This window comes from Arthrobacter sp. UYCu723 (assembly GCF_054059215.1).
This window is the reverse complement of record NZ_JBSSBW010000001.1, coordinates 3,646,135-3,673,126: the sequence shown is the minus strand read 5'-3', so window position 1 is coordinate 3,673,126 and position 26,992 is coordinate 3,646,135. Positions and strand designations below refer to the sequence as shown.

23 protein-coding genes are annotated in these 26,992 nt (G+C 64.5%); 8 read left to right on the top strand and 15 right to left on the bottom strand.

Annotated features, from left to right (window positions below; all coding sequences use genetic code 11):
* Positions 1-13 precede the first annotated feature (13 nt).
* The 6 genes from ACVWZ8_RS17185 to ACVWZ8_RS17160 all read right to left on the bottom strand — a co-directional run bounded on the left by ACVWZ8_RS17185 (position 14) and on the right by ACVWZ8_RS17160 (position 7,621).
* The gene (locus ACVWZ8_RS17185; protein WP_456505298.1) at positions 14-1,990 is read right to left on the bottom strand and encodes an amino acid transporter; all 1,977 of its coding nucleotides are present in this window, start codon (positions 1,988-1,990) and stop codon (positions 14-16) included.
* Between the two features lie 177 nt (positions 1,991-2,167).
* Positions 2,168-3,169, bottom strand: a complete 1,002-nt coding sequence (locus tag ACVWZ8_RS17180; protein WP_456505297.1) for a carbohydrate kinase family protein — start codon at positions 3,167-3,169, stop codon at positions 2,168-2,170.
* Positions 3,170-3,225: 56 nt separating this feature from the next.
* A complete protein-coding gene (locus ACVWZ8_RS17175; RefSeq protein ID WP_426978205.1) occupies positions 3,226-4,284 on the bottom strand; it encodes an NAD(P)-dependent alcohol dehydrogenase in 1,059 nt (352 codons plus the stop codon).
* Between the two features lie 42 nt (positions 4,285-4,326).
* Positions 4,327-5,244 carry a carbohydrate ABC transporter permease gene (locus ACVWZ8_RS17170; protein WP_456505296.1) on the bottom strand — a complete coding sequence of 306 codons (918 nt, stop codon included), beginning with the start codon at positions 5,242-5,244 and terminating at the stop codon, positions 4,327-4,329.
* The gene (locus ACVWZ8_RS17165; RefSeq protein WP_456505295.1) at positions 5,241-6,209 is read right to left on the bottom strand and encodes a carbohydrate ABC transporter permease; all 969 of its coding nucleotides are present in this window, start codon (positions 6,207-6,209) and stop codon (positions 5,241-5,243) included. Before ACVWZ8_RS17165 ends, ACVWZ8_RS17170 begins: the two co-directional genes overlap by 4 nt.
* 62 nt (positions 6,210-6,271) lie before the next feature.
* Positions 6,272-7,621 carry an ABC transporter substrate-binding protein gene (locus ACVWZ8_RS17160; RefSeq protein ID WP_456505294.1) on the bottom strand — a complete coding sequence of 450 codons (1,350 nt, stop codon included), beginning with the start codon at positions 7,619-7,621 and terminating at the stop codon, positions 6,272-6,274.
* A 274-nt stretch (positions 7,622-7,895) separates the two neighbouring features.
* On the opposite strand from ACVWZ8_RS17160, the gene ACVWZ8_RS17155 reads away from it, so the two are divergent.
* Positions 7,896-8,819 (top strand): AraC family transcriptional regulator, encoded by a 924-nt coding sequence (locus tag ACVWZ8_RS17155; protein ID WP_456505293.1) that lies wholly within the window; start codon positions 7,896-7,898, stop codon positions 8,817-8,819.
* Here ACVWZ8_RS17155 and ACVWZ8_RS17150 read toward each other — a convergent pair.
* Positions 8,767-9,873 (bottom strand): hypothetical protein, encoded by a 1,107-nt coding sequence (locus tag ACVWZ8_RS17150; protein ID WP_456505292.1) that lies wholly within the window; start codon positions 9,871-9,873, stop codon positions 8,767-8,769. The two genes, ACVWZ8_RS17155 and ACVWZ8_RS17150, sit on opposite strands and share 53 nt — an antisense overlap.
* A 203-nt stretch (positions 9,874-10,076) precedes the next feature.
* On the opposite strand from ACVWZ8_RS17150, the gene ACVWZ8_RS17145 reads away from it, so the two are divergent.
* Complete coding sequence (locus ACVWZ8_RS17145; protein ID WP_426978214.1) at positions 10,077-12,224, top strand: transglycosylase domain-containing protein; 2,148 nt, start codon at positions 10,077-10,079, stop codon at positions 12,222-12,224.
* Between the two features lie 38 nt (positions 12,225-12,262).
* On the opposite strand, the gene ACVWZ8_RS17140 is transcribed toward ACVWZ8_RS17145, so the two are convergent.
* Entirely contained in the window at positions 12,263-13,585 is a 1,323-nt protein-coding gene (locus ACVWZ8_RS17140) for a hypothetical protein (RefSeq protein ID WP_426978216.1), read from the bottom strand.
* A gap of 299 nt (positions 13,586-13,884) precedes the next feature.
* Positions 13,885-14,904 (bottom strand): LLM class flavin-dependent oxidoreductase, encoded by a 1,020-nt coding sequence (locus ACVWZ8_RS17135; protein ID WP_456505291.1) that lies wholly within the window; start codon positions 14,902-14,904, stop codon positions 13,885-13,887.
* A gap of 208 nt (positions 14,905-15,112) precedes the next feature.
* Between ACVWZ8_RS17135 and ACVWZ8_RS17130 the strand changes: the two genes are divergently transcribed.
* Positions 15,113-15,670, top strand: a complete 558-nt coding sequence (locus ACVWZ8_RS17130; protein ID WP_426978218.1) for a hypothetical protein — start codon at positions 15,113-15,115, stop codon at positions 15,668-15,670.
* 2 nt (positions 15,671-15,672) lie between these two features.
* Positions 15,673-16,221, top strand: coding sequence for a hypothetical protein (locus ACVWZ8_RS17125; RefSeq protein ID WP_426978219.1), 549 nt, complete (start codon positions 15,673-15,675; stop codon positions 16,219-16,221).
* 46 nt (positions 16,222-16,267) lie between these two features.
* Here ACVWZ8_RS17125 and ACVWZ8_RS17120 read toward each other — a convergent pair whose 3' ends face one another.
* The gene (locus ACVWZ8_RS17120) at positions 16,268-16,780 is read right to left on the bottom strand and encodes a mycothiol transferase (RefSeq protein WP_456505970.1); all 513 of its coding nucleotides are present in this window, start codon (positions 16,778-16,780) and stop codon (positions 16,268-16,270) included.
* 147 nt (positions 16,781-16,927) lie between these two features.
* Between ACVWZ8_RS17120 and ACVWZ8_RS17115 the strand changes: the two genes are divergently transcribed.
* From ACVWZ8_RS17115 to ACVWZ8_RS17100, 4 genes are all read left to right on the top strand, one after another.
* Entirely contained in the window at positions 16,928-17,857 is a 930-nt protein-coding gene (locus ACVWZ8_RS17115) for a methionine ABC transporter ATP-binding protein (protein WP_456505290.1), read from the top strand.
* Positions 17,854-18,555 carry a methionine ABC transporter permease gene (locus ACVWZ8_RS17110; RefSeq protein ID WP_456505289.1) on the top strand — a complete coding sequence of 234 codons (702 nt, stop codon included), beginning with the start codon at positions 17,854-17,856 and terminating at the stop codon, positions 18,553-18,555. Before ACVWZ8_RS17115 ends, ACVWZ8_RS17110 begins: the two co-directional genes overlap by 4 nt.
* A gap of 58 nt (positions 18,556-18,613) precedes the next feature.
* Positions 18,614-19,417: a MetQ/NlpA family ABC transporter substrate-binding protein gene (locus ACVWZ8_RS17105; RefSeq protein WP_456505288.1), complete on the top strand. Its 804-nt coding sequence runs from the start codon at positions 18,614-18,616 to the stop codon at positions 19,415-19,417.
* Positions 19,418-19,489: 72 nt separating this feature from the next.
* Positions 19,490-20,170, top strand: coding sequence for an HAD-IA family hydrolase (locus tag ACVWZ8_RS17100; RefSeq protein ID WP_456505287.1), 681 nt, complete (start codon positions 19,490-19,492; stop codon positions 20,168-20,170).
* 270 nt (positions 20,171-20,440) lie between these two features.
* On the opposite strand, the gene ACVWZ8_RS17095 is transcribed toward ACVWZ8_RS17100, so the two are convergent.
* From ACVWZ8_RS17095 to ACVWZ8_RS17075, 5 genes are all read right to left on the bottom strand, one after another.
* Positions 20,441-21,409: a GNAT family N-acetyltransferase gene (locus ACVWZ8_RS17095; protein WP_456505286.1), complete on the bottom strand. Its 969-nt coding sequence runs from the start codon at positions 21,407-21,409 to the stop codon at positions 20,441-20,443.
* Between the two features lie 573 nt (positions 21,410-21,982).
* Positions 21,983-22,921: a 5'-3' exonuclease gene (locus ACVWZ8_RS17090; protein WP_456505285.1), complete on the bottom strand. Its 939-nt coding sequence runs from the start codon at positions 22,919-22,921 to the stop codon at positions 21,983-21,985.
* 15 nt (positions 22,922-22,936) lie between these two features.
* On the bottom strand, positions 22,937-23,203 hold the full coding sequence (locus ACVWZ8_RS17085; RefSeq protein ID WP_426978229.1) for a hypothetical protein: 267 nt from the start codon (positions 23,201-23,203) through the stop codon (positions 22,937-22,939).
* A 113-nt stretch (positions 23,204-23,316) separates the two neighbouring features.
* Positions 23,317-25,227, bottom strand: coding sequence for a plasmid pRiA4b ORF-3 family protein (locus ACVWZ8_RS17080; RefSeq protein ID WP_456505284.1), 1,911 nt, complete (start codon positions 25,225-25,227; stop codon positions 23,317-23,319).
* Between the two features lie 347 nt (positions 25,228-25,574).
* Positions 25,575-26,981: an IS1380 family transposase gene (locus ACVWZ8_RS17075; RefSeq protein ID WP_456503408.1), complete on the bottom strand. Its 1,407-nt coding sequence runs from the start codon at positions 26,979-26,981 to the stop codon at positions 25,575-25,577.
* Positions 26,982-26,992: the final 11 nt, after the last annotated feature.

Here is a 26,992-nt window from a genome sequence, read left to right as displayed (position 1 = left end):
TTCCGCGGGCGGCTCAGCCGACGTGGACCCAGGGCCGTTTGGTGACATCGGGTTCGGCTTCGCGCAGCACTTCGCGGGTGACGGGTGCGATCTCGCCTTCGCCCAGGAACAGGAAACGCAGCAGGTTGGTGACTGGGTTTCCCTCGGTCCAGCGGAAGTAGATGTGCGGCATCAGCCCGGTCACATCCCGGATGTGCAGCAGTACCGAGGCGATCGTGTTCGGCACCACGGGTCCGTGCACCTCCAGGATCTGGTAGCCGTGCCGGTGGATGCCGTGGACCTCCAGTGCCGTTTCAAAATCGGAGGAATCGTCCACGATGACTTCCAGGAACAGCGTCCGGTAATCCAGGGGCAGGTGGCCCACCTCGATGGCGGACGTCAGCTTGTCCCGGTAGGCCTGGGGACTCAGGCGCAGGGGTTCGTGAGCGATGATGGCGATGGGTCCGTCCAGGTTGGAGGACATGAATTCCAGCGCCTGCCGGTCGAGGTGGACGTGGGTGGCGTGCAGCTCGAAGGAACGCAGGATCCGGGAGAGCAGTGAGATCACAATGATGCCCACAATGAAGAAAGAGGCGATCCGGATGCCTTCGGGCCGTTCAAAGATGTTGGCCACGGTGGTGTAGATGAACACTACGGCTATCACCCCGAATCCGACGGTCCGCTTGGGTTGTTGCTGGCGGCGCGCCGAGAGGGTTACGGCCACTGCAGCCGAAGTCATGAGCACCAGGACGCCGGTGGCGTACGCGCCGCCCTGGGCATCGACGTCGGCGTTGAACAGGTAGGTGATCAGGAACCCGACGGCGGTGAACACGAGCACCAGAGGGCGCACTGCTCTGGCCCATTCAGGGGCCATGCCGTAACGGGGCAGGTACCGAGGGACGAGGTTCAGCAGTCCGGCCATCGCGGAGGCACCGGCGAACCAGAGAATGGCGATGGTGCTGATGTCATAGGCGGTTCCGAAACCGGGCCCAAGGTATTCGTGGGCCAGGAACGCCAGGGCGCGGCCGTTGGCTTGTCCGCCGGGCTGGAATTCCTGCTCCGGGATGAGCACCACGGTGGTGAAGCTGGTGGTTATCAGGAACGCACTCATGATGACGGCCGCCGTCGTCAGCAGCCTGCGGGCCCCGTGGATCCGGCCGGCCGGATTCTCCTCGGTGTCGCTGGGCCATCCCTTGATCTGCGGCATCACGGCCACGCCGGTCTCGAAGCCGGACAAGCCCAGGGCCAGCTTGGGGAAGACGAGCAGCGCGATGCCGACCACCATGAACGGATTCCCGTGTGAGGTGGACAGTGCGTGCCACCAGTCCCCCACGGCAAGCGGGTGGGCGAACACTTCAACGATGGTCGCGACGACCACCACCACATTCAACCCCAGGTAGATGCCGACCAGGACCACCGCTACCCCGATGGCCTCCTTGAATCCGCGGAGGAAAACGGCGGCAAGCATGGCGAGCAGGAACAGCGTAATCAGGACGTTTTGACCTTGCAGCCAGGCCGGGGCAAAGGGGTTCTGGATCGCGTGTGCCGTGGCGTCTGCGGCTGACAAGGTCATGGTGATCATAAAGTCGGTGGCGGCGAATCCCAGGAGGACCAGTACAAAGAGCTTGCCGCTCCAGCGCGGCAGGAGACGCTCAAGCATGGCGATGGACCCCTCGCCACGGTGGCTTTCGCCGGCAACCCTGCGGTAGACCGGCAGGGCGCCCAAGAGTGTGACGGCAACCAGCACCATGGTGGCCAGAGGGGAGATCACCCCCGCAGCCAGGGCCGCGATAGCCGGCTGGTACCCCAGAGTGGAGAAATAGTCGACGCCGGTCAGGCACATCACTTGCCACCACGAATGCCTCTTCAGATGGGCGTCGCCCACGGCACCGGGGCCTTGATGAGTCCCCTTGGCGTCCTGCAGGCCGAACAGGAGCCAGCTCCTGAACTTGTCCGCCGTCCCGGGGCGTGGTGCCGAGGGATCGGCCGGCGGCCTGCTGAGCGTGGTCATGAGTGCCTTTCACGCGCGGTGTCCGCCACCGCGATCACTACCCAAGGTAACAACGGCCAGCCGCTTTGCTCCCGCCCCCGCATCAATCCTTACGGATCCTTAACGGCCGTCACCGTGGCCGCGTCCAGCCGCGACAGCGCGGCGCGGCGACTGTGCTGTACGTAGCGTCTGCATGTTTCAGCGCTCCTGTGCCTGTGAGGGGGCGGGCAGCAGGCCGAGTTCCGCGGACCACGGTGGACTTGCACCCTGCCGGGAGCAGGTGATGGCCGCGGCACGGTTGGCGTAGGCGGCGAGAGCGTACAGCTGATCCAGTGTCAGGGTCTGTAATCGTTGCCTGCCCGTGGCCCCGAGGCCACCAAGTTGGGCCAGCCCGGAGATGAGCCCGGCCATGTACGAATCGCCCGCCCCCACGGTATCTGCAACCGTGATGGGTTCGGCTGCCATCTCCACCCGGCCCCTGGCGGAGAGGATGATCGGGCCGGCGTCTCCCCGTGTCAAGGCAACCATCGCCGGCCCGAGACCGAGCCAGGCTTCCAGGGTTTCGTCCGGTGTCCGGTTCGGGTAGAGCCAGTGCAGATCTTCGTCGCTGGCTTTGACGATGTCGCTGGCAGCCACGAAGAGTTCAACCTGCCTGCGTGCGGCGACCGAATCCGGGCTGATCGCCGGCCGGCAGTTAGGGTCGTAGCTGACGGTCGCGTGCCCATGGGCTGCCTTCACGAGGGCAAGAGTGACCTGATCGCCCGGCCCGAGCACGGTGGCGATTGATCCCGTGTGCACGTGCGTGGACCCTTCGACGGCGGCCAGGGCAGGAAGTGAGGCCCCATTGATATCCCACCTGATGGCGAAGGTGTACTCAGCAGCGCCGTCGGCATTCAGCGTAGCGACGGCAGTTGACGTCGGCGCGGTCCCGCCGTTGATCACGTCGACGCCGTTCGACTGCAGATGGTCTTCGATCATGAGGCCGTACGGATCTGCGGCGTAGTGGGTCACGAGGGTGGTCCGGAGGTCCAGGCGCGCGGCCCCGACAGCCACGTTAAGGGGGCTCCCGCCGGGGTGGGCCTGGGTTGCCGCCGCCCGCTGGCCATCAATGATGATATCGACTAGGGATTCGCCGATCACGGTCAGGACGGTGTTCCCGACAGCCCGGCTGGATGCGGATGTGGTGTCATGTGATGGCATGGCTGCTTCCTTGCAGTATGTCTTCGTGCCCGGCTGCCCGGTGTCCGTGACGTGCATCAGCGGCCGGGGTAAACAACGGTTTTCAGCTGTCCGGCCCGCTTGCCAGCCTTGAGCGCCTCCTCGGCGTCAGCAAGCGCAAATTTGCCGGTGACTAGGACGTCCAGATCCACCTTGCCGTCAGCGATCAGCTGGATGGCCAAAGGCCACGTGTTGGTATAGCGGAAGACGCCGGAGAGCCAGATTTCGCGGTTTTGGATGAAGGAGACCGGGAGTTCGACGTCGTCGGCCCCGAGGCCGACCAGAATGACCCGGCCCGCTGGCCCCACGGCCCTAATGCCGGCGCGGACGGCCTGTGGGGCGCCGGAGGCGTCGATGAAGGCGTCGACATCCAGCCCGTCCACGGAATCCGTCCTGGCGTTGAGGGCGTGGGTTGCGCCATGTTCCAGGGCGAAGGCCAGGCGGTCTTCGGCGATGTCCGTGATGTAGATTTCGGTTGCCCCAAAGGCCCGGGCGGCCTGGGCGGCGATGATGCCGATCGGGCCTGCGCCGGCAATCAGCACCCGGCTGCCAGGCTTGATGTCGGCGCGTTCACAGGCCCAGAGCCCGACCGAGAGCGGCTCGATGAGGGCCGCGGCCTCGTCGCTGACGCCGTCCGGGATGTCGTAGGCAAAGTCACTCTGGATGGTCACGTATTCGGCGAAGGCGCCGTCGACCGGCGGGGTGGCGTAGAACTCGATGTCGGGGCAAAGGTTGTAGCGTCCTGCCTTGCACTGCTTGCACTTGCGGCAGGGCCGCTGGGGTTCGACGGCGACCCGGTTGCCGATGCGGGACGGGTCAACGGAGCTTCCGACGGCGGCGATCCTCCCGGAGAGTTCGTGGCCCAGGATCAGCGGGTGGTCCACCATGTACTCGCCGATCCGGCCGTGCTCGTAGTAGTGAACGTCGCTGCCGCAGACTCCGACGGCGGCGACCTGTACGAGAACCTGGTCGGTCTCAAGCTGCGGGACAGGCAGGGTTTCCATGGCCATCTCCCCCTGGCGTTGGAGGACGGAGGCACGCATTGTCGTGGGGGGCGCGGAGAAGGCCGCGGTGGTCTGAGCGGTTGGTGTTGTCATCGGAGTGCTCCTCTGGGAAATGGTTGCTTGGTTGGTGACGGGTTACTTCACGGCGCCGAGGGAGAGACCCTGAACGAGTTTGTCCTGTGCGGCGAACCCGGCGAACAGCACGGGCAGGGAGATGACTACGGCAGCAGCGCAGACCTTCGCGAGGAACAGGCCCTGACTGCTCACGAAGCCGGTCAGGAATACCGGCGCGGTGCCGGCCATGACGCCGGTGAGGACCCGGGCCAGGAGCAGTTCGTTCCAGCTGAAGATGAAGCAGATCAGGGCGGTGGCGGCGATGCCGGGCATCGCCACGGGTGCGATGATCGCGCGGAGGGTCAGGAGCAGACCTGCTCCGTCGATCTCGGCAGCTTCGAGCATTTCCACCGGCACTTCGGCAAGGAACGAGCGCATCATCCAGACGGCGATGGGCAGGTTCATCGAGGTGTACATCAGGATCAGGAACCAGATGTTGTCCAGAGCGCCCACCGTCTTGGCGAAGAGGAAGAGGGGCAGGATCGCGGCGACCACAGGCATCATCTTCGTGGAGAGGAAGAAGAACATGACGTCCGTCCACTTCCGGACCGGCCGGATCGACAGCGCATAGGCGGCCGGGATGGCCAGCAGGAGGACCAGTACGGTGGAGAAGATCGAGGCTGTGGCGGAGTTGATCAGCGGTGGCCACGGGCTGACCCCGGAGCTTGCCCCGAAGAACTCCTTGTAAGCGTCCAGGGTGAGGCCGGCGGCGAGGGACGGCGGGTTCGTGGCGGCGTCCGTTTCCGAGTGGAACGACGTGAGGATCATCCACAGGACCGGCGTTGCGAAAAGCAGGGCAAGGAGCCAGGCCGCGATTCCGGCTGCGGTGTTGTTACGGGTGGGGTCCATGCGGGACTTGCCGCGCCGCCGTGAACCGGTGTTGACGGCGGCCGGTCGGGCTGCGGACTTGCGGTGTGCGGCAGGGGTGAGGGTGCTCATCGTGCTGCCTCCTTCTTGAAGAGCGAGAATACGGTGCGGAGGGCGAACGTGGCCACGATGATCGTGCCGATGACCACCACGACGCCGGCGGCGGACGCCAGGCCGTATTCGTTGGCGAAGTAGAACGTCTGGTAGATGGCATACGGCAGGTTGGCCGTGCCGAGGCCTCCTGAGGTGAGAGTGAAGACTGCGTCGAAGTTCTGCACGATGTAGATAGCGCCGAGCAGGCCGCCGAGTTCCAGGTACTGGCGCAGGTGCGGCAGGGTGAGGTGGCGGAAGATTTGCCATGGGCTGGCCCCGTCCATCTGGGCGGCTTCGACAGTGTCCATCGGCCGTGACTGCAGACCGGCGAGCAGGATGAGCATCATGAACGGTGTCCACTGCCAGACGAGCGAGACGATGACGGCCATCAGCGGTGCCTGGGACAGGAGGTCCGGCTGGGGCGGGGCGTCGCTGCCGAAGAGTGACCAGACCCAAGTCAGGGTGCCGTTGATCAGGCCGTAGGTGGGGTTGAGGAGGGCGTGCTTCCAGATGAGGGCCGCGGCAACGGGGACCACAAGGAACGGTGCGATCAGCAGCGTCCGGGCCAGTCCGCGGCCGAGGAACTTCTTGTCCAGGAGCAGGGCCAGTCCGAGGCCGATCACCAGGCTGGCCAGGACCACGGAGACGGTGAGGATGATGGTGGTGAAGATCGCCTGGCGAAGGTCGGCGTTGGTGAGGACTTGGATGTAGTTGTCGAAGCCAGCGAATCCGGTCTGGTCCGGGCGCAGGCTGTTCCAGTTCAGGAACGAAATGATCAGGGTCACCACGAACGGGAGCTGGGTGACGATGATGAGGAAAATCAGCGCCGGCAGCAGCGGCGCACGCCGTGCCCAGGCGAAAGCACGTTCACGGGCCTTGGCATTCTTGGAAGACTTTGGTGCGCTCGGCCCGGTACGGGCGGTGCGCGCTGTTGCTGTAGTCATGACGGTCTCCTTCGGTCCGGTGGCCCGCCCGGAAGCGGGCCACCGGACCGATTGGTGGGTTGTTACTTCTTGTACTTGTCGCCGATTTTTTGTGCGGCTTCCTGCCCCTTGGCCAGCGCATCGGATACTGAGCCCTGTCCGGCGATAGCGGAACTCACTCCTTGCGAGACAGTGGTGCCCAGATCGGCGAACTCGGGGATTCCAACGAACTGAATACCGATCACCGGGCGCTCCTGGACGCCGGGGTTCTTCGGATCAGCGTTTTCAATGGCCGAGCGTTCGGCCTTGAAGAACGGCGCGGCTTTCTGGAACTCGGCGTTCTCATAAGTGGAGATGCGTTTGCCGGACGGAACCTTGGCCCAGCCGAGCTTGGACGCCACCAGTTCTTCGTACTTCTTCGAACTGGCCCAGGCGATGAACTTCCCCGCAGCGTCCTGCTTCTTGGAGGCAGCCTGAACGCCCCAGGACCAGGTCCATAGCCAACCGGCGGATTTGGTTTCCTTCACCGGAGCCTGGGCATAGCCGATTTTCCCCTTCACCGGGGAAGCGTCGGCTTCCAACGCACCCGCTGCGGAGGTGGCGTCGTACCACATGGCGACCTTGCTCTGGCTCATGTTGTTGAGGCATTCGGTGAACCCGGCTTGGGCGGCGCCCGCTTCACCGTGCTCGCGTACCAGCTTGGTGTAGAACTCGGTCGCTGCGGTGAATTCGGGCGCGTTGACCTTGGCGTTCCAGTCCTTGTCGAACCAGGTCCCGCCGAAGGTGTTGACCACGGTGGTAAGCGGGGCGAAAACCTGACCCCAACCCGGCTGTCCGCGCAGGCAGATGCCCTTCATGCCCGGAGCTGCACCGTCGGCCTTGCCGGCAAGGTCGGCGACCTCGTCCCAGGTGGGCTGCTCCGGCATGGTCAGTCCCTTGGCGTCGAGAATGTCCTTGCGGTACATCAGGAAGGACGATTCGCCGTAAAACGGTTCGCCGTAGAGCTTGCCGTCCTTGCCCGTCAGCGACGCCGTGTAGGCCGGCAGGATGTCCGACTGCTTGAATTCGGCATCCTTGGCCACATTGTCCAGCGGTGCCAGCCAGCCGTTCGCGGAATAGAAGGGGATCTCGTAATTAGATAGCGATGCAATGTCGTACTGGCCAGCCTGGCTCGAGAACTCCTGGCTGATCTTGGCGCGGACATCGTTTTCCGGCAGGACCGTGTAGTTGACCTTGATGCCGGTGTCCTTGGTGAAGTTATCCGCCGTCAGCCTCTGCAGGTCTTCCATTTGCGGGTTGTTCACCATCAGGACGTTGATGCTGTTCGGGTCTCCTGCGGAATTGCCTCCGCCGGCACCTGAACAGGCCGAGGCGCTGAGGGCCACGCACAGGGCACCTGCGGCCAACGAGGCGACGCGTATTTTTGCGCGCATTAAGGACTCCTTTGTTCTTCATGGGGGGTGCAAAGCTGCCCTGCACCGGCTGCGGTGCCGAGGCGGGGCTGAAAGCGTGACGTGGGCTGGATGCCGGGGTGCCTCGCTGATGTGTTCCTCAAGATTAGGCCTGTGGGGTGGGGCACAACTAGCACGCTGCTTGCGTAGTTTTGATACTAATTTGCCGTGCGCACGGGATTGCAGGCGCTAACCTAAGGGAAAGCGCCAGGAGCGCTGTCCCGATTTCATAACCTCCGACGATGTGGAGAATCGCATGAGCACAGCGGACCTGAGCGAAGGCGCCGCGGCCAGGCTAGCCGAACGGCTTGTCGGCATGCGGGCCAACCGAGAAGTCATACCTGCCGACCCCAACCATTCGGTGCGGTGGAACGAGCATGACTATCCCAGCCCACTGGCCCGGTGGAACTACCATCCGGAATACGAGATCCATCTGATCCGGAAGGGCACCGGCAAATTCATTGTGGGAGACCACATCGGCACGTTCGAGGCCGGACACGTTTCGTTGGTGGGCTCGGGGCTTCCGCACGACTGGGTCAGCGACCTTGAACCCGGTGAAGTGCTGGAGCGGCGTGATGCCGTGGTTCAGTTCGACGGGAAATGGGTTCAGCAAGCAGCTTCCATGGTTCCGGAAATGGCTGAAATCGAACCCCTATTGGCACAGTCCGCGCGCGGCATCGAGTTTCTCGGGAGGTCAGCCGAGTTGGCCGCCGCGGCCATCGAGGCGATGGGCTCATCCACCGGACTGGAACGGCTGCACCACATGTTTCAACTCTTTGCCATTCTTGCGCACGCACCGGAGGACGAACGGCGTTACCTGGCGGAAGAATGGTTCAGGCCTCAGCTGGATGGCCAGGCAGCCGCCGTGGTGGACATTGTCCTGGAATACGTGTTCAGCAACCATGCCGGCACCGTCAAGATGTCCGAGGCAGCAGCACTTGTCGGGATGTCAGAGCCGACGTTTTCGAAGTACTTTAAGCGCGCAACCGGCCAGAACTTCAGCGATTTGGTCCGCAAACTGCGACTCGCACATGCCAGACGGCTGCTGGAGTGCAGCGACAAAGCCATCTCCGACATCTGCTATGAAGTGGGTTTTTCCAACCTGTCGAATTTCAATCGGCATTTCCTCAGCGACGCCGGCGAAACGCCGCGGCACCACCGGCAACGGGTAAAGGGCTGATCGGCGCGTGACTTTGGACGCTCCCCGAATTCCACGAGCTGACGAAGGCCAGGCCCGCAGCCAATCCCGCACTCAGCACAACTGCCCCCAGCCACATCGACACAGGCCATGCAATCCCTGACGTCATGGCGATGCCGACCAGCTGGCCCGTCCAGATAAGCGCCGCCAGTAGTGCGGTGACCGCCGCCAGCCGGCGCCCCAGCCACGGCCGCGCCCAGCGGGCGAGCAGCAGGTCCGCCACGACCGCGGCTATCGTGGCCCCTGCGGCCCCGGCAGCCGCCGCAGGGGGGAGCCCCGACATGGCCAGGGGCAGCCACGCAACCACAACGACCAGGATGGTGGCGATGCCGTGAGGCGGCCGTCGGGCTCCGGAGAGGGTGTATAGGAAGGGTGCGATGATCAGCGCTGTGGTCACGAGGTAGCTGGCCATTCCGAGTGCCGCGGGCATCTCCGCCTGGGTGCGGCCGGGGCTCCCGATCGGCGTCGGTATATATGGGACTGCCGGCGGGGTCCGGACGAACGCCGAGCAGTAGATGAGGAAGAAGGCGCCCAGCCCGGCCATCAGGACCACAGCGAGTACCGCCGGGGGTGTCCATTCGAAGGCGTCTGATCGGCCGGCGGCCCGTGCACTGCGGATGCCGGTTCCGAGGATGAGGAAGAGACTGAACCCCAGCAGCAGATGGGTAGGGCTCACCAAGGCGTCGAGCGAGGTTTCGATGCCCAGTATCTCGTGCCATGCCAGATCCAGAACGCCCGCGAGGGCGAAGAGGACGAGTCCAATGACCGTGCCCTTGTAGCCGGCTGGTATCGCCCGGGCCAGCGGCTGCCCGGGCTCACGGTTCGTCCAGATCACGCTGGCCGTCCACGCGGCTGAGGCCACGAGACCGGAATAAAGGGCGGCATGCCAGGGGGTGAAGAAGGTTTCCAGCCCGAGAAGGTGCAGGTGTGCCCAGCCGTCCAGGAAGACGGCCAGGAGGAGCCAGATACCCAGCAGTTCTGTCACCAGATCGCGTCCTGCGCCGGCCCTGCGAGTCCGTGCCGCCGTGTCAACCATGCTCGTTCTCCTCGCACTCCAGATGCCGCCGTCGGCGCTGCCGTACAGCCGGTACCGGCCGGGCGCCGACTAGTTAAAGCTTGGACCTCTGGGTGTTCAACCGCCAGTGCAACGCCTCGGAACCATCCACCCTGCCGTCTGGCCCATGGGGGTCTTCCGGCGTATTCTGAACACACGTTTCGAGCGTGATAGCTGGACAGAAAATGGCGTCGAAGAACCGAATAGGATCTCGTCTGGTCGCGGCCTTTTGGAGGGTCATCGGATTCTTTACGGTGAGCGCGATCTGCGGCGTTCTGGCCGCCAGCCTAGTGGTCCCCGGTGTGGCTGCTGCCGGCGTCGCCGTCCGTAATTCGATCATATTCTTCAACAGCCTCCCCTCTGAGCTGACGGTTGGTACGCCGTCACAGTCAACCAAGGTGCTGAGCGCGGACGGGAAGCCGATCGCCACCTTTTACGCGGAGAACCGCGTGAAAGTCGGGTTGGACCAGATGTCCCCGTTCATCAAGGACGCGATAGTCGCCATCGAGGACAGCCGCTTCTACGAGCACGGCGGTGTGGACCCGCAGGGGATTCTCCGGGCGCTGACGTCGAACCTGACCAGCGGCGGCCGGCAGGGCGCATCCACGCTGACCCAGCAATACGTCACCAATGTGCTCAACGAGTCGCTGTTGTCGGCGGACAGGGGCGATCAGGTCATCCTCAGCGGGCAGAAGAGTATCGGCGACAAAGTGCGCGAGATGAAGCTCGCCATCGAACTGGAGAAGAAGTACACCAAGGAGCAGATCCTCGAGGGCTACCTCAACATCGTGTTTTTCAACCGGGACGCCTACGGCATTGAGGCCGCGGCGCGCCACTTCTTCAGCACAACCGCCAAGGACCTCACCCTGCCGCAGGCTGCCCTGCTTGCCGGCTTGGTGAACAGCCCCAGCTTCTACGATCCCGCCGTCCACCCGGAAAACTCCATCCAGCGACGCAACCAGGTCCTGGACAATATGCTCAGCCAGGGCAAGATTCCGCAAGCTGAACATGACGCCGCCGTCGCCACCGGAGTGGACCTCAAGATCACCCAGGGGCAACAGGGTTGCGCCGCTGCGGAAATAGCACCGTATTTCTGCGACTATGTCTCGCACCTCTTCCTCAACAACCCGGCGTACGGCGTCGACCTGGCCGACCGCGAGAAGAAGCTGTACCGCGGCGGCCTGACCATCACCACCACGCTGGACAGTCGACTGCAGGTGGCCGCGCAGGCGCAGGTCGACGCCACGGCCGGGGCCAACCCGGACAAGTGGGGTGCGTCGCTGGTGTCCATCGGGCCGGGAACGGGCAAGATTCTCGCGATGGCGCAAAACACCGTGTATCTCACCGAACCCGGGAAATTCGATACCCAGTTGAACTTCAACGTCGATTCCAAGGACGCCAACGGCAATGACCTGAACGGCGCCGGCGGGTTCCAGCCCGGGTCCACCATGAAACCGTTCACGTTCGCGGAATGGCTCAATGAGGGCAAGTCCCTGACCACTGAAGTGGACGCCTCCCGGCGGTCGTATCCCCTCGATTTTCCATGGAAATCCAGCTGCGGCAAGGTGCTCGGTGCCTACGACTCGGCGCAAAAGAATCTCGGCGCCGCGGACGACCTCCAGAACAACGATGAGGGATACTACCGCCCCATGCCCGTCAACTACGGGCTCTACAACTCCATCAACACCGCAACCTTCGCTGAGGCCGCCCAACTGGATTTCTGCGGCATCCAGAAAATGGTGGACGCCGTGGGGCTCCACAGCGGCGTGGATAACGCCCCGGTGAACATGCACCAGCTGGGCAACCTGCTGGGTGCCATCGGCGTCGCGCCGCTCCACCTGGCCAACGCGTTTGCCACGTTCGCCAACGACGGCAGATACTGCGCGCCGATCGCCATTGTGGACGTGACCGATGCGGCGGGGCGAAAGCTTCCGGCCGAGACCAGCAACTGCCACACCGCCGTCAAGCCCGAGGTTGCCCGCGGCGTGAACTCCGTGCTCCAGGACGTGCTGAAACGGGGGTCCGGCGTCTACATCGACCCCAAGGTCCAGAGTAAGTTCCCGGTGGCGGCTAAGACCGGCACCTCCAACAACAACGGCGCGACCTGGGTGGTCGGCTACACCTCCGGACTCGCGACCGCTTCCTTCTTCGGGGACACCCTGGAAGGTCAGACACGGCCCGGCCAGAATGTCACCATCAACGGCAAGTTCTACAAGGGGATTGACGGTTACATGCTCGCGGGCCCGCAGTGGGCGAACTACATGCAGCAGGTCGCCGAACTCTACCCGGCCGCAGCGTTCCCGCCGCCGCCCGAGTCCATGACCAAGCCCTGATCCATCCGATGGTGACCGGGGGCGACGGCGGCAAGATTTCAGCAGTTGGGCGAGTCGTACTCGTAGGCCCCCGAATCGGCAGCGGCCGTTCCGGTGCAGTCCCCGTTCTGGGGCACTGCCCGTCCGTCAAGGTCCAGAGTGGAAAAGCTGGTTCCGGCGCGGTCGATTGCCGGGCTGCTGCCGGTTAAGTGGAGATCGGTGGGCGCGTTCACGAAAGCTGCCGGCGCGGTGGTGGACGTGCTGTTCGGCACGAAGTTGATCGGACCGTTGAGAACATTCTGCTTTTCGGTCCAGCCGGAGCCGTTGATCCACAGGGAGTTCTTGACGCCTGCCAGGATGTTGGCCCGGATCACCGTCGATGAAGGGCAGCTCGCATGGCAGACAATGGCCTGGGACTGCGGACCGTTCAGATACACGGTGTTGAACTCAAAAATGGTGCCGTTCGTGGGTCCGAACGAGGTCCCTGTCCCGCGGGCGATCAAGCCCTTGGCCTGGGTGCAGTTGGCACCACAGGTTGAACGGACCAGGTTGTAGCGGTACGTGTTGCCGTCCGCAGTTCCCGAGGACTTTCCGATCTCGGAGAAGTTGTTGTTGTCCAGGGCCACATTGTGATGAATGTTGTTCCGGTTGCCGTTGTAGATTTCGAACGAGCCGCCGTCGCGGTTGTAATCATAGGAAAACGCGTTGGATCCGCTGACCGTATTACCGGAAAGCTCATTGTCGTTGCCGTTGATCAGCACGCCGGAAGCACCAGAGTCGTCATTGCAGTTCACTGCCTGAGGCGTTCCGCAATTCGTGCCTTGCGTTAAGACATTCATGATGTTGTTGTTGGTCAGTACATTGCCGGTGTATTTCCCGAAGTCAGACCCGGAACCTGCCTTGATGCCCACAGCATTGTTGGAGGCGCTGGAGTTCCGGACCGTATTGCGGTCCCCTGTGATGCTGATGCCTGCATAGCCGCAGGAAACACCGCGTAGTCCGTCAACAATGGTGTAGTTGCCGTTAATCCTGATGCAGTTTCCCGACTTACCGCCGGTGATCGTCGGAGCGTTGCCGCTGCCGTAGCCATTCAAGGTGATCGGAGCGGCGTCTGTCCCGCTCTGGTTGGCCACAAGGCCTCCGGTCCAAGTATCGCCCCTGCGGAAACTGACGGTGTCGCCGGGTGTAAGGACGATGGAATTAACCTTTGACAAAGACTTCCACGGCGCCGAGCTTGAGGTTCCCGAATTGCTGTCGCTCCCCGCGGCACTGACGTAGTACGTGGTACCCGCAGCCGAGGCCGGAGCCGAGATTCCTGCAACCAACCCGCTGACCAAGAGGAACGTCATGAGTACGGCTGCGGTGGGCGACTTGATCAACATGTTATTCCTTGAGGTTGATGGTGAACGGAGGAGCCCCGCGACGTTGAGCTGTGCCTGCCTCCACTTCTGCGTAGCCGTTCGACGCACTCCACAGTTGGCGCACCGGCCGACAGGACCGCCCTGTCAAGGAGAAGGGCGATCAGTTTCCGTTTCTCCATCGCCAATGCTCCTTGAGTTGGAAGACCTGCGTTCAGTCCCGGCTTGTCGGCTGAATCTAGTGCGGGCCGGTTTCCATGTCCAGACCCAGGTCAAAGCTGCCGCGTCATTTTGGTTTCGCCCCTGCCGCCGTGGCGCCCGCGTCAATCCCATCCCAAGGAGGGGCGGAGGTCGCGAGAAATCGACTCGAGAAGCCGGACGTTGAAGTCCACGCCAAGCTGATTCGGGACGGTTACCAGCAATGTGTCCGCCGCGGCCACGGCCGCGTCCCGGGCGAGCTCCTCAACGAGCCGGTCGGGTTCACCGACGTAGCTACGCCCGAACCGGGCCAGCCCGCCGTCGATATAGCCCACCTGGTCCCGGGCGTCGGCCTGGGCGCGCAGTCCGAAGTAGCGACGGGAGTCGTCATCGATCAGCGGAACGATGCTTCGCGACACGGACACCCGGGGAGTGTGCCGGTGGCCAGCCGCTGCCCAGGCCTCCCGGTACCCGGCGATCTGTTCGGCCTGCAGCTGGTCGAAGGGGACCCCGGTGTCCTCTGTCAGCAGGGTCGAAGACATGAGGTTCATGCCCTGCTGTCCCGCCCAGCGGGCGCTGGCCCGATTTCCGGCACCCCACCAGATTCGCTCGGGGAGCGTTGGTGACAGGGGCTGAATCGGGACCAGTCCGGTGCGCCCGCCCATCTGCGGATTGGCGCCGGCTATGCCTGCGCCGGAGATGGCGGACCGGAAGCGCGCAGTGTGCCGGCGGGCCATGTCGGCGTCGGACTCGCCCTCGGCCGGGAGGTGCCCGAACGCCTCGTAGCCAGCCACCACTGACTCGGGGGAACCGCGGCTGACCCCCGACTGCAGACGGCCTCCGCTGATGAGGTCGACGGCGGCGGCCTCCTCAGCCATGTAGAGCGGGTTCTCATAGCGCATGTCAATAACGCCGGTGCCAATCTCGATACGAGAGGTGCGGGCGGCAATCGCCGCGAGCAGTGGGAACGGCGAGGCCTGCTGCTCGGCGAAGTGATGAACGCGGAAGTACGCTCCGTCGACGCCGACTTCCTCCGCGGCCACGGCCAGCTCAATCGCCTGCAGGAGGGAGTCCTGGGCGGAGCGCACGAGCGAACCGGGGACGTTGCGCCAGTGGCCGAAGGAGAGAAAACCGATCCGTTTCATAGGAACTCACACTTTCTCATAGGAACTCACACTTTTTCGTACGACACCATTGCCGCGCCGTCGTAAGCATCCACGTCGCTGCCGGCGCAGTTCGGCGGGGTTCAAGTCCGGACTCTATGCCATCGGGCTCGGAGCCTCTATTCTCTTGCCATGAGAGATGGGGGCAGTTTTTGGCGAGGGGAAGCGCGTTACCGCGTGCGAGTGGCTCATGACTACCAATAGCGCCCCTCCCCATGACAACTACGACGCATTCCTGGCGAGGCTGGACGCCGCCACGACAAGCCTGAGCACGCGGGCGGGGTCGCTGGATAAGGCGCTGGCTGCCGTCTCGTTGCTCTTAGGACCATACGAATCCGCCGTCCGGAAATGGGAACAACGGCGCCTCCACGTCAGCGAGCAGCTCGCCGGGCACTCCGGGTCGCCGCAGACGTACACCGCCCTCAGCGAACTCCACGACGTGGCACTAAAGATGGAATCGATGCTCCGCGGCCGTGCCCAGCGCGTCACGGAAAAGTTGTCGGTCATGCAGGGACGCCGGGAGGCAATCGACAAGTCACTTCTGGAGCTTGAGCTGAGCCGAGTCAAACTGAATTCGTCCCGGATGCTGTCACAGGACCGCGAAAAGCTGAGCGGCATCTTTTCTGAACTCGCCGGCTCCACCGTTGCCACCGGAGCCATTCCCGACATGGGTCTGCTGAGCGATCTCAAGGAAGCACGCGAGGCCATCATCCTGGCTGAAGCGCTCATGGAAGTGAAGGGGTACTAATCATGGAAATTTCAAGGCGCGATCAGCCCCGTAAGGACACCGTCGCTCTTGTTCGTTGGTCAAAGAAACCAGGCGAAAACCCCGTTATCAAGTTCATCATGTCCAGTCTCTTTGGATTGATCCTGTGCCTGATCCTGATGATCATCCTGCCCAGCCTCAGAAGTTTCGGCGCCGTGGTTTTGTTCACTTTCTTCTTCGCCGCGCTTCTCACGGCGCCCACGGTCTCGGCCCAGAGAAGATTCAGGCGGGGGCTGACCAAGAGGATAAATGACACCATCGCCGAGGTAACGAGTCGCCCTGGCGACCAATTGTCGGTCAAGCAATTTCGGCACATGGCCAAGAGCGGCGAGAAGCTTCCGCTCCTTGTCAGCGGGGTGCCCGGGTTGAACCTGCATGTGGCTCGGGCTTCAACACTGGAGAAAAATGCACCCGAGAAATGGATTGCGGTCTTTACCGTAGTCCCTCCAGAGAACGGGACTGCCAGCTTCGACCGCTTGGTCGCCGCGGCAATTAATGCCGGCCCCGGTACCACCAACACAAACGTTGCCTAACCTCCGGCCGGCGGAGTACTAGACAAGCAGAACGGCCCCGCACACGTCAGTCTGCCGATGCGGGGTTCAAGCCCTTGGCATACGCGGCCTGCCCCACGTGCTGGAGACAATCAGCAATGGTGCTGATAAGCCGCACCCCGAGCGTGACGGGCGGGTCCCAACGGGTGTCGACGATGCGGTCGAAGTCCTCATCGCCGAGGGTTATCAGGAACGCCACCGTCTGCCGGTGAACGGCGTCGTAGTATTCGAGCAAGAGCTCCGGCGGTGCCTTCACGGCGTCGACCTGGCCGGTCGAATGGCCGTAGCCGGTGTCGCGTTTGGGCAGCGGCAGGTCGAAGCGGCCGACAAACCCCTGCGAGGTCCAGACCTGTTCCAGGCCGGCGGCGGAGGCCAGTTGCGCGTCCTCCACCCGGCTGAGGTGCCAGATCAGCCACGCAATCGAGTTTCCGTTACCGGAGGGCCTACGGACCAGAGCCTCGCCGTCGGTTCCTTCAAGAGTGGTGCCCACGGTGTCTCGGATCCGGCCGAAGGCGTCCAGCAGCAGTTCGTTGGATTTAATCGGGTCCCCTCACGGTGCTTTGTCGGTGAGTCCCATGCTTGCACGGGGGCAACACGCCCGGATAGAAAGTGACGAAGCTCTCACTCTGCCGTGGATGCAGGCGGAGTTCCCGATTGGCCGGGCACTTCCGGCTCAGGGGCGACGGCGGTGCGGGCGCTTGACGATGTCTCGCTGTCCGTCGGGCGCGGCGAGGTTTTCGGCGTCGTCGGCCAGAGCGGCGCCGGTAAGAGCACACTGATCCGCACGATCAATTCACTGGAGCGTCCCGATTCGGGAAGCGTCAGCGTCGACGGCCGCGAGATGACCACCCTCGCCGGCACAGAGCTGCGCGAGGCACGCCACAACATCGGCATGATCTTCCAGCACTTCAACCTGCTCAGCAGCAGGACCGTGCAGGCCAATGTGGAGCTCTCCCTGGAGATCACCGGCGCGGGGCGCGCAGCGAGGCGGGCCCGGGCTCTCGAGATCCTTGAACTGGTAGCCCTCCACGGCAAGGCCACCGCCTATCCCGCACAATTGTCCGGCGGACAGAAACAGCGCGTCGGCATTGCCCGTGCACTGGCATCCAACCCTTCAGTCCTGCTCAGTGACGAGGCAACGTCGGCGCTGGATCCCGAAACGACCCGGCAGATTCTTGATCTCATCCGCCAGCTCAGCAAGGACCTGGGCCTGACGGTCCTGCCCATCACGCATGAGATGGACGTCGTCAAGCGGATTTGTGACCCCGCCGCCGTCATGAGCGGCGGACGGATCCTTGAACAGGGGCGCGTGGAACAGCTGCTCACAACGGAGAAATCCCTGTTGGGCCAGGCACTGTTCCCCCTGGGCGAGATCCCGGAGACGTCCAGCGCAATCGTTGAAATCACGTTCAACGGAGTCAAGACGGACCGGCCCGTGATCGCCCAGCTGGCGCGCAAGCACGGTATCGACGTCGGAATCCTGGGTGCTGCGGTCGAAACCATTCACGGGCACCAGACCGGACGCACCCGGCTGGAGCTGCCCGGTGACGAGCGGACCGTGGCCGCCGCCGTCGCCGATCTCCGTTCCCAGGGACTCTTCGTGGAGGTAATTAAGTGATCGACCGCAATGACCCGTACTTCTGGTCGGACCTCCTGGACACGATCCTCAAAGGTACGGGCGAGACGTTCTACACCGTGGGCCTGAGCCTGCTGTTCACGGTGGTTTTCGGCCTGGCCGCCGGCGTCCTGCTTGTGACCACCGAGTCCGGCGGCCTGCTGTCGAAGCTTTTCGGCAGCCGGGCGCTGGGGCTCGTTGTGAACCGGGTGCTGGACGTTGTGGTGAACTTCGGCAGGTCCATCCCGTTCATCATCCTCATGATCCTGCTCATTCCATTCACCCGCCTGCTGGTCGGGTCCTTTATCGGACCGACGGCGGCCATTGTCCCGCTGACCATCGCCGGTATTCCCTTCTTCGCCCGGCTGGTGGAGATCGGCATCCGCGAAGTGCCGGTGGGACTGGTCGAAGCCGCCCAGTCCCTGGGCGCCACCCGGTGGACCATCCTGACCAAGGTCATGGTTGCCGAGGCAGTACCGGCCCTGGCCCTCGGGCTATCCACCACCGTTGTCGGACTCATCGGCTACTCGGCCATGGTGGGCGCCGTGGGCGGCGGCGGACTCGGGGATGTCGCCTTCCGCTACGGCTACCAGCGTTACAGCCCCGAATACATGTTCGGCGTGGTCATCCTCCTGGTCCTGCTGGTGCAGGTGTTCCAGTCCCTGGGCAACTTCGCGGCGCGGCGCCTGTCCCACCGGTAGCCGCCGCCCCGCACCAGATTCCTTTCCACCACACATTCCATTCTGCGAAAGAGTTCCAATGTTCCGTTCACACATCCTGAAGGCCGCCGTCACCGGAGTGGCCGCCGTCCTCGCCCTGTCCGCCTGCGGCGCGAGCACCTCCAGCAGCCCGGCCGAGACCATCAAGGTGGGCGCCCTGGCCGTGCCGGCCGGGGACATGCTGAAGCATGTCCAGCGGGAGCTCGCCCCGAAGGAGGGCCTCACCGTGGAGTACAAGGAGTTCAGCGACTACAACACGCCGAACCCGGCCGTGAGTGACGGCGACATCGACGCCAACCTGTTCCAGAACACCACCTTCATGGAGACCTACAACAAGGCGTCCGGCAAGAACCTCGTCAGCGTGGGCAAGGTGTACCTGCCGCCGATGGCCCTGTACTCCAATGACGTGGCCACCCTGGAGGCCCTTCCCGACGGCGCGTCGGTCGCCATCCCGAACGACCCCACCAATGAGTCCCGCGCCCTGAAGCTGCTGGCATCCAAGGGACTCATCGAAGTCACCGACAACCCGATCACGCTCAAGGATGTCAAGGCCAACCCGAAGAACCTCAAGTTCACGGAGATCGAGAACGCCAGCCTGCCGCAGGCCCTCAACGACAAGGACGCGGCCATCGTGACGCTGGCGTTTGCCCTTCCCGCCGGCCTGAGCGCTGACAAGCAGCTGCTGGTCGAGGGCAAGGACAGCGCCTACTACAACGTCCTGGCTGTGAAGGCCGAGATGAAGGATGATCCGCGGGTGCAGAAGCTGTACAAGATCCTGACCTCGCAGGACATGAAGGATTTCATTGAAACCAAGTTCAAGGGCCTGGTGATCCCGGCCAGCTGACCGGGCACCGCGGGGGCGTTATCGGCGCGTAACACTCGTCTGTCCACCGGCGTGGTGGGCCATGATTGAATCATGCCTATCCCCGCCCCCGCTGTTCCACGCACTCTCGCCTGCCGTGCTGTCCTGTTTGATATGGACGGCACGCTGGTGGATTCCACGCCTGTTGTGGAGCAGGTGTGGAGTGAGTTCGCGGCCCGATACGGGCTGGACTCCGCCGAGATCCTGCGCACGTCCCATGGTGTGCAGGCCATCGACACTGTTCGCCGGTTCGCCCCGCCGGGCGCCGACGTCGAGGTGCTTGCTGCCGAGCTCGGTGCCATGGAACGCGTCCGGACCGAGGGGATCGTGCCGCTGCCCGGGGCCGCGGAACTCCTGGGCATTCTTCCCGGCGACGCCGTTGCCCTGGTGACGTCGGCCGATCGGGCCCTGGCTGACATCCGCATGGACGCGGCCGGCCTGGCAATGCCCGCGACGGTCGTCACCGCTGACCTGATCACCCACGGCAAGCCGCATCCCGAGGGGTATCTGCGGGCGGCCGAACTGCTGGGTGTGGAGCCTGCGGAGGCCCTCGTGTTCGAGGATGCGCCCGCCGGGATCGCGGCCGGCCTGGCTGCCGGCATCCGCACGGTGGCAGTAGGCCCGAATACCGGCCCGCTCCCCGACGGTGTGCTGCACATCAATGACTACTCTTCGGTCTCCGCCACGATGGAAACGGACGCCGCTGGCTCCCGGACCATTTCCTTCCTGCTATAGGATCGCCCACTACCTGCAGCGGGATGAGCGTACGGTGCGTTACATCTGCGATTGCTGCGCGGCGAATGTCACCGCGGAGTAGATCGTGGAGACCAGGGCAGAGGTCGCAATGGCCAAATGGACACGGCGGCCACCGCCAGGCCCCTCCCCCGTTCGTCCCGCAGCTTGATCCGATTGAGGGCCATGTGCCCCGCGGGATGAAGCGGAAGACGGCACCGGGGAACTGCACGTGCTGCAAGCAGTACGTGTGCACGGTAGGGGACGGGGATGTCAGCGCCAGTCGTCGATCACGTAGGCGCCGGGGTGGCTGTAGCCGGGCTCGTTGGGCCGGTGCATGGTCACGCCCTGCAAGCCGGTACGGAAACCGCGGGCGACCATGCGCTGATAGGCATCCGGGCGGCCCAGGTTCATCCCGGCGTCGAGCTGGCCCAGTCCGCGCTCGGCGGCCAGTTGCTCGCAGGCGTCGAGTAGTCGTTCGAATCTGTCACCGGCCTGCCGGCCGGGGCGTACGGCGCCGAACTTGACGAAGCACACATCCGCGCCGGCCTCCGATCCCGGTCCACAGTGACACACGGCCAGCCCGTCGAGCCCCGACTCCCCCGGCAGCAGCACGGTGTCGCCGAGTCCCTGCGCGTGCGCGGCCACGATCTCGCGTTCCAGGTCCAGACCCTCGTACACGGCGTCGGTCAGGGCGCGACACGCACTGAGGTAGTCGGGCCGCTCGGCGGCGGACAGCCCGGCATACGTCACACTGGCGGGCACCGCGCCACGGGCCGCGACCTGCTTATGCATGACGGCGGTCAGGAATCGGGGCCAGAAGCCGTACCGGCGGTAGAGCTCGAGGTGTTTAGGGCTGTGCGAGAAGGTGAACAGGCCGAGGTGGCTATTCCCCCAGGTCTCGAAGCAGCCCATGATCGGCTCCATCAGGCTTTTGCCGACGCCGTGGTCCCACAGGTCCGGACGTACCGTCAGCGGTCCGAAGAACCCGACGCTGCCCCAGTTGGCTGCGAAGTTTGATCCGGCAAGCTCGCCGTCGACCGTCGCGGCGAAGGCGGCGTGCGGATCGGCGGCAAAGCGGGTACGGACATAGTCGGCGGTCCCGAACGGATCGGGGACCCCGAGGAACGTCCCGAACGCCACCCTGACGATCTCGTCAGCGCGATCGAGGTCCGCCTCGCGCAGCGGGCGGACCGACACCCGCCCCCCGACACTCTTTCGCCCGGTTTCCTGTGCGGTCATGAGCCTCTCCCTCCACTTGCATCCAACCACCAGACGCAACCCCATCGCGAAGCGAATCCGACACCCCCGACGATAGAGTCCCGTGGGGTGGTGTAAATCGTTGTGCCCGTTGCTTTGTGGTGGTGTGCATTATGGCGTGAGTTGGGTGGTTTCGTCCAGCACCCGCGTGAACGAAGGTCTGCCTCGAAGACGATCGCTACCCGCTAAGCGCTGTCGGACAGGGCGGCGAAGAAGCTGATCCTGGACGAGCTACCCTTGAGCTCGTCTGGCGGCACCGGTCCCAGCCTGGGCACGTTCGGCCCGTAAAGTGCTCAGGGATTGGGGTGCAGAGGCCCTGGTCGAGTTTCTGGCGGATGCCGAGACCTTCCATGGGCACTTCGGACGGCCACGGGGCGCCGTGAACCGGTTTACGTAGCCACAGGCCCCCGCTGGCTGGCGGCCCAACGACCGACCATGATGATCAGCTCGACGTCCTCACCGCTTGTCGCGCCCGGCGCTGGAACTCATCGCCGTGTGGCGTGGCCACCACTCGACCAAAGGCAGGAAGCCGCCACGATGCAGGGATTCTCCTTCTCAATGACGTAGGTCGAGCGCTTCGAGCAGTCGCCTGACCGAGCCGCCGAGATTCCACTCCGTGGCGAGACGCTCGAGTTCGGCGCGCGCATCGCCGACCACAGGGTGCAGCTGCGCGCCCGCCTCCTCCAGCGTCGGCAGCTGGAGGTCGCGCACGATCTTCACGACGGTGGGCGCGACCGCGAGGTAATCCGCGGCCGCGGCGAGCCTCGACCGCGCGGATGCAGACAGCCCGCTTCCCGCATCCGATGCCGCCGCGAGCAGCCCGTCGAGCGTGCCGTACTCTCCGAGCAGCGACGCGGCGGTCTTCTCGCCGATGCCGGCGACGCCCGGGAGCCCGTCGGAGGCGTCGCCGCGGAGCGTCGCGTAGTCGGCATACTGCTCGGGCAGCACGCGGTACTTGCCGACGACGACGACGTCGGTAACGACTTCGAGGTTCTTCATGCCGCGCGCGGTGTAGATCACCCGCACCTGGCGGGCGTCGTCGACGACCTGGAAGAGATCGCGGTCGCCCGTCACCACGTCGACCGGAAGCTCGGCGTGGCTGGCGTAGGTGCCGACGACATCGTCGGCCTCATGGTCCGCAGCCCCCACAACGGCGATGCCGGCGAGGCTGAGCACCCGGCGGATCATCGGAATCTGCGCCTCGAGCGCGTCCGGCACAACCTCCACGTCGGGGGCGCCCGCCACCACCTCCGCGACTCGATGCGACTTGTAGCTCGGGATGAGGTCGACTCGCCACTGCGGACGCCAGTCGTCGTCCCAGCACGCAACGAGATGGGTCGCGTCGTAGTCGGTGGTGAGCCGCGCGATCATGTCGAGCAGCCCGCGAACGGCGTTCACCGGCGTGCCGTCGGCGCGGCGGATCGTGTCCGGTATGCCGTAGAAGGCGCGAAAGTACAGCGACGCAGTGTCGAGCAGCATCAGGCGGTGGGTCATGACTGATCCCGACAATTACATCTGCGCTTGCTGTGCGGCGAATGTAACCGCGTAGTAGATCGTGGTGGCCAGGGCAAACGTAGCAATGGCGTAGCCAATGGACACAGCGGCTACCGCTAAGACCCTGCCGCGTTCGCCTCGCAGCTTGATCTGGTTGAGGGCAACATGCCCTGCACCTACGGCGAAGACTGCTATCACGGCAACACTGGAAAGGACCAGGGCGGCCGCTGCCACGACTGCCATCACCAGTGACCCGACGGCCAACCGATTGAACGGCCTCACGGGTGTTTTACTGTGAGTGCTTTGCACGGACATGTTCTCCCCCAACTCTTGTTCGTGCCACCGAGTCTATAGCCGGGCTTTTGCTCCGCCCCTCGGGCCATGGTCTCTGTCGCTCAGAAAAGATCTGCCAGGTCCCCGTTGGCCTGGTCCACATCAAAGGCCTTGGGGTCCACCCTCTCACCCGGCTGCAATCCCAGCCACTCCCGGTATTCCTCGTGCTCCTCGTGGCCCGGATCGTTGACGGCCTGGACAATGTTCGCCCAGCCCCATGTGCCGCCGCTGTCCTCCGCCGGCGCGGCACCGCGCCCAGCGGTGCACCGCGGCAGCTGCCCGCCGCCGTCGTCCGCTAGGATTTTCTCCACCGTGATGGCGTGCTCCCAGTCGTCGCCGAAGTCATACGTATAGGTCATCGTGCTGCCGACGGCCGGCAGCAGTTCACCGACTGTCACCTTCGATTCGTCGCTGGAAGGTTCGCCGTAGGAATCATCTTCGCCGTCCGCGCTCACCGGCGCATACGTGGGGCCGCGGAATCCCCCGGTCTGGAACTGGTGCAGGTGGTAGTCCAGCCAGCCGAACAGTGCCTGGATCGCCTGGTGCAACTGAGTGAGCGGCATCCCGCCCGGAACCAGGACACGCCGCCAGATGGGCGGTTTTGACCCTTTGAGCATGATTTTCAGCTGCAGAGTTGATGTGGCAGCCGGCCGCGCCGCTGTCACGGGCGACTGAAGAGCGGCCGGCTCAGCAACTGTCGGCTCAATATCCGCATCGTCGGGGTCCTCCTCGAGGCCCAGGTCTGCCAGCACCCAGTCATGGTCGAACACTTCCGCCACGCATCCGATGAGCGCCGGCGGCATCCGGAAGTGAGAGTCGATGGTAAGCAGCCCCAGCTCGGCGAGCGCTTCCAGCCGGCCCACGGCCAGGCTGGTCATCAGGCCTGCCGTCTTCTTCTCGGCTTCCGGCGCAAAATCCGCGGCGGCCAGCACGCGTTCCAGCAAGGGCGGATCCGCCGTTGCCGCCGCGATCAGGATCGACGTCTGCAGCCCGGCGATCGGCCGTTCCCACGGCTGGTCCTGGTCGAACCCGAGCACAGCCTGCTCCAGGAAACACGCAGTGAAAGTGAAGAACTCCTCCAGCCGCTCAGAAGCACCGCCGGTCAGGAAGCCTTCGGCATCCTCGAACGGCACCACCTTGGTTGACTTGAGCTCAATCAGCTCGGAGGCTTCGAGCGCGGCCCACATCTGGGCCAGCAGCGGCACCTCATACATGCTCCGGACCGTCGGCACAGAATCCGCCGAAGCTGCAGTGCCCGGCAACGCGGATTCCGCCCGCTTAGTGCCACCCCTGACCGTCACCCCGACGCAGGCGGCTGCCGCTTCGATGTCCCGCAGGCGAAGCGCACCGGTTCCGGTGACGGGCCTCCCCTCTCCGATCCACTGCAGCAGCGCCGTGGCGCGCTGGATCAGCGGCAGCTCGGAGAATACCTCCAGGGTCTGTTCTTCGGAAATGTCCGGCACATCGATGTAACCCCGTCCGTCAGCCTCCTCCGCGATGGTGTCGAAGAAGTCCATGACTCCGGCCAGCTGCTCCGCGGATCCGCTCCATCGGCCCGTCTCGGAGAGAAAGTCGACGAAGGTGTGAACAGCATCGACGACGAAGACAGCGTTCTCGACGGCCGCCATCTCGCTGACAGCCATCTCACCCCCAGAAGCGTGGACCGTGGCAGCGACTTCGTCCGAGATCGCGATCGCCAAGGGAATAGGCTCGAAACCTGTCACCTCCGCCGCGGCCGTGCTGTCCATATACCGGCCGGCGACGGTTTTGACCTGCTCCAGGCATCGCAAGGCGGCAGCGGCGGCCCCGGGCGCGCCGTCGTCCAACCACTGGACAAATGCCGGCGTGAGAGCGTCCATGGCACGTTCGGCACGGAAAGTGCTCAAGGAAACGGAGCCAGTGGCCGGGGAACCGGGGCCGCTTTTCCCCGCGGGACCCGTGTTCTTGTGCCTGTTCTTGTTGTTCTTGCTCATGCCGCACCTGCCTGCTTGCGAATGTGTTGTTACGACGACGGTACTGACCTTGCGGGCAGCATGCCAGTTCTGCATGTGGCTGAGGCGGACACCGGACCGAATGAACGGCACCTTCCGCGGCAAGGAGAAAAGGTAGCGATTATGCCCAAGCGATAGCAAAAAAGCCCCGCACCCCGAAGGGTGCAGGGCCGTTCCGCTTAGCCTTGATCCACCGATCGGCAGCCGGTCCCGGGCGTAATTCCGGGCTGGCTGCGGTGAGGTGTTTGGGCATGGTGGATCATCCGGCCTCGCTGTCGGGGTGTTCCACTGGTGGTCCTGGTTGCGCCGTGTGGCTGGTTGGTGTGGGTTCAGGCCGGTTGCGGCGGCGGGTAGAGGTGCTCGAAGAGGCCCTGCCATGCTGTTTGCCAGGGCCAGGCTTCGGGGAGATGAAGCCGGATTTTCCGGGCGCTGGTGGCGATGCGGGCCGGGACGTGGATGAGTTTGCGGCGGATCGTGCCGGTCCGGGCCTTGCCGAAGGGGCCTGCGGCGAGGAGCCCGGCGGCGCGGGTGAGGTTATAGGCCATGACCGCGGCAACCAGCCAGGCGGAGTTCGCCGCGAAAACACCTGAGGGCATATGAGCCAGCGCACTGTCCTTCAGATCGGCGTTCACCTGCTCGATCTGAGCGTGTTTGCGGTGGGTTTGGTCCGCGGCGACAGTGTCCAGAACCTTGGCGTCCACGGTGGTGAAGAACGCGTGGTGCCGATGGGTTTCAAACAAGGTGGGTTGTCCGTCGCTGGCTTTCTTGTTCAGTTCCGGGATGCGGCGCACCACCAGCCGGCCGGTGACCTGCTCGGCCTTTTTCCGGGAGGAGAACGCGGTGAACACGGTTTCGGCGACCTCAGCCTTCGAGACCCAGGTGTTGGTGGTCTCGTCGAAGACCGCGTCGGTGTATTCGATCATTTCCCATGCCGTCTCCGGGATCCCGGCGATAGCCCGTTTGACGGCCGGGTCCATGCGCACGGTCACCGAGACCTCGGCCCCGCCGGCCAGCGCGGCGGAAACCGCTGCATGGCCATAGAAGGCCGAATCGAACCGGCAGAGCACCCGCCCGCGACTCTGCCCTCCGGTCTGGAGGCCTTTGAGCGTGGACAGGGCATCGGTGATCAGGCGTTTGGCTCCGCGGGCCGAGTTCGCCGCGCCCTTGCGCAGCCGCTGGGCCGCGATTACCGGGGCGGTGTCTTTGGTGGAGACCGTGGCCAGCAGGGCGTTCAGGCCGCGGACCCCGGAGTACCCGTAGCCGGAACCCTGCTTGGCGTAGCCGTGGACCTCGATGATCGTGTCGTCAACATCGACGAACACGAAGTCCTCCGCCCCGGGGCTCCCGAGCAGCGGGGCCCGGGTCCCCAGGCCGGCCAGGAAACGGGAGGCGACAGCGTCCAGTTGGCGCACGTGCCCGAACGTGAAGGACCGCAGGAACGAGCCCAGGGTCGAGGGCGCGTAGCAGGCGGTGAAGAGCCGCTTCATCCCGCCGTGGCGCAACAGGGTCATGTCATCAATCGAGTCTGCCCCGGCGACCATCCCGGCGACCAGGGAAGCGACTTTCAGCCCGGCGTTCGCGCCCTTATCCGTCGGCACCGTCAGCCAGTCCTGGGCGAGCTCGTGCAGCCCGGCGTCCCGGGCCAGCGTCATGACCGGCAGCAGCCCGGCAGCCGACACGAGATTGGGCTCGTCAAAGGAAACCGACACCGCGGATGGTTTGTGGGAAACTTGCATCTACGAGATGG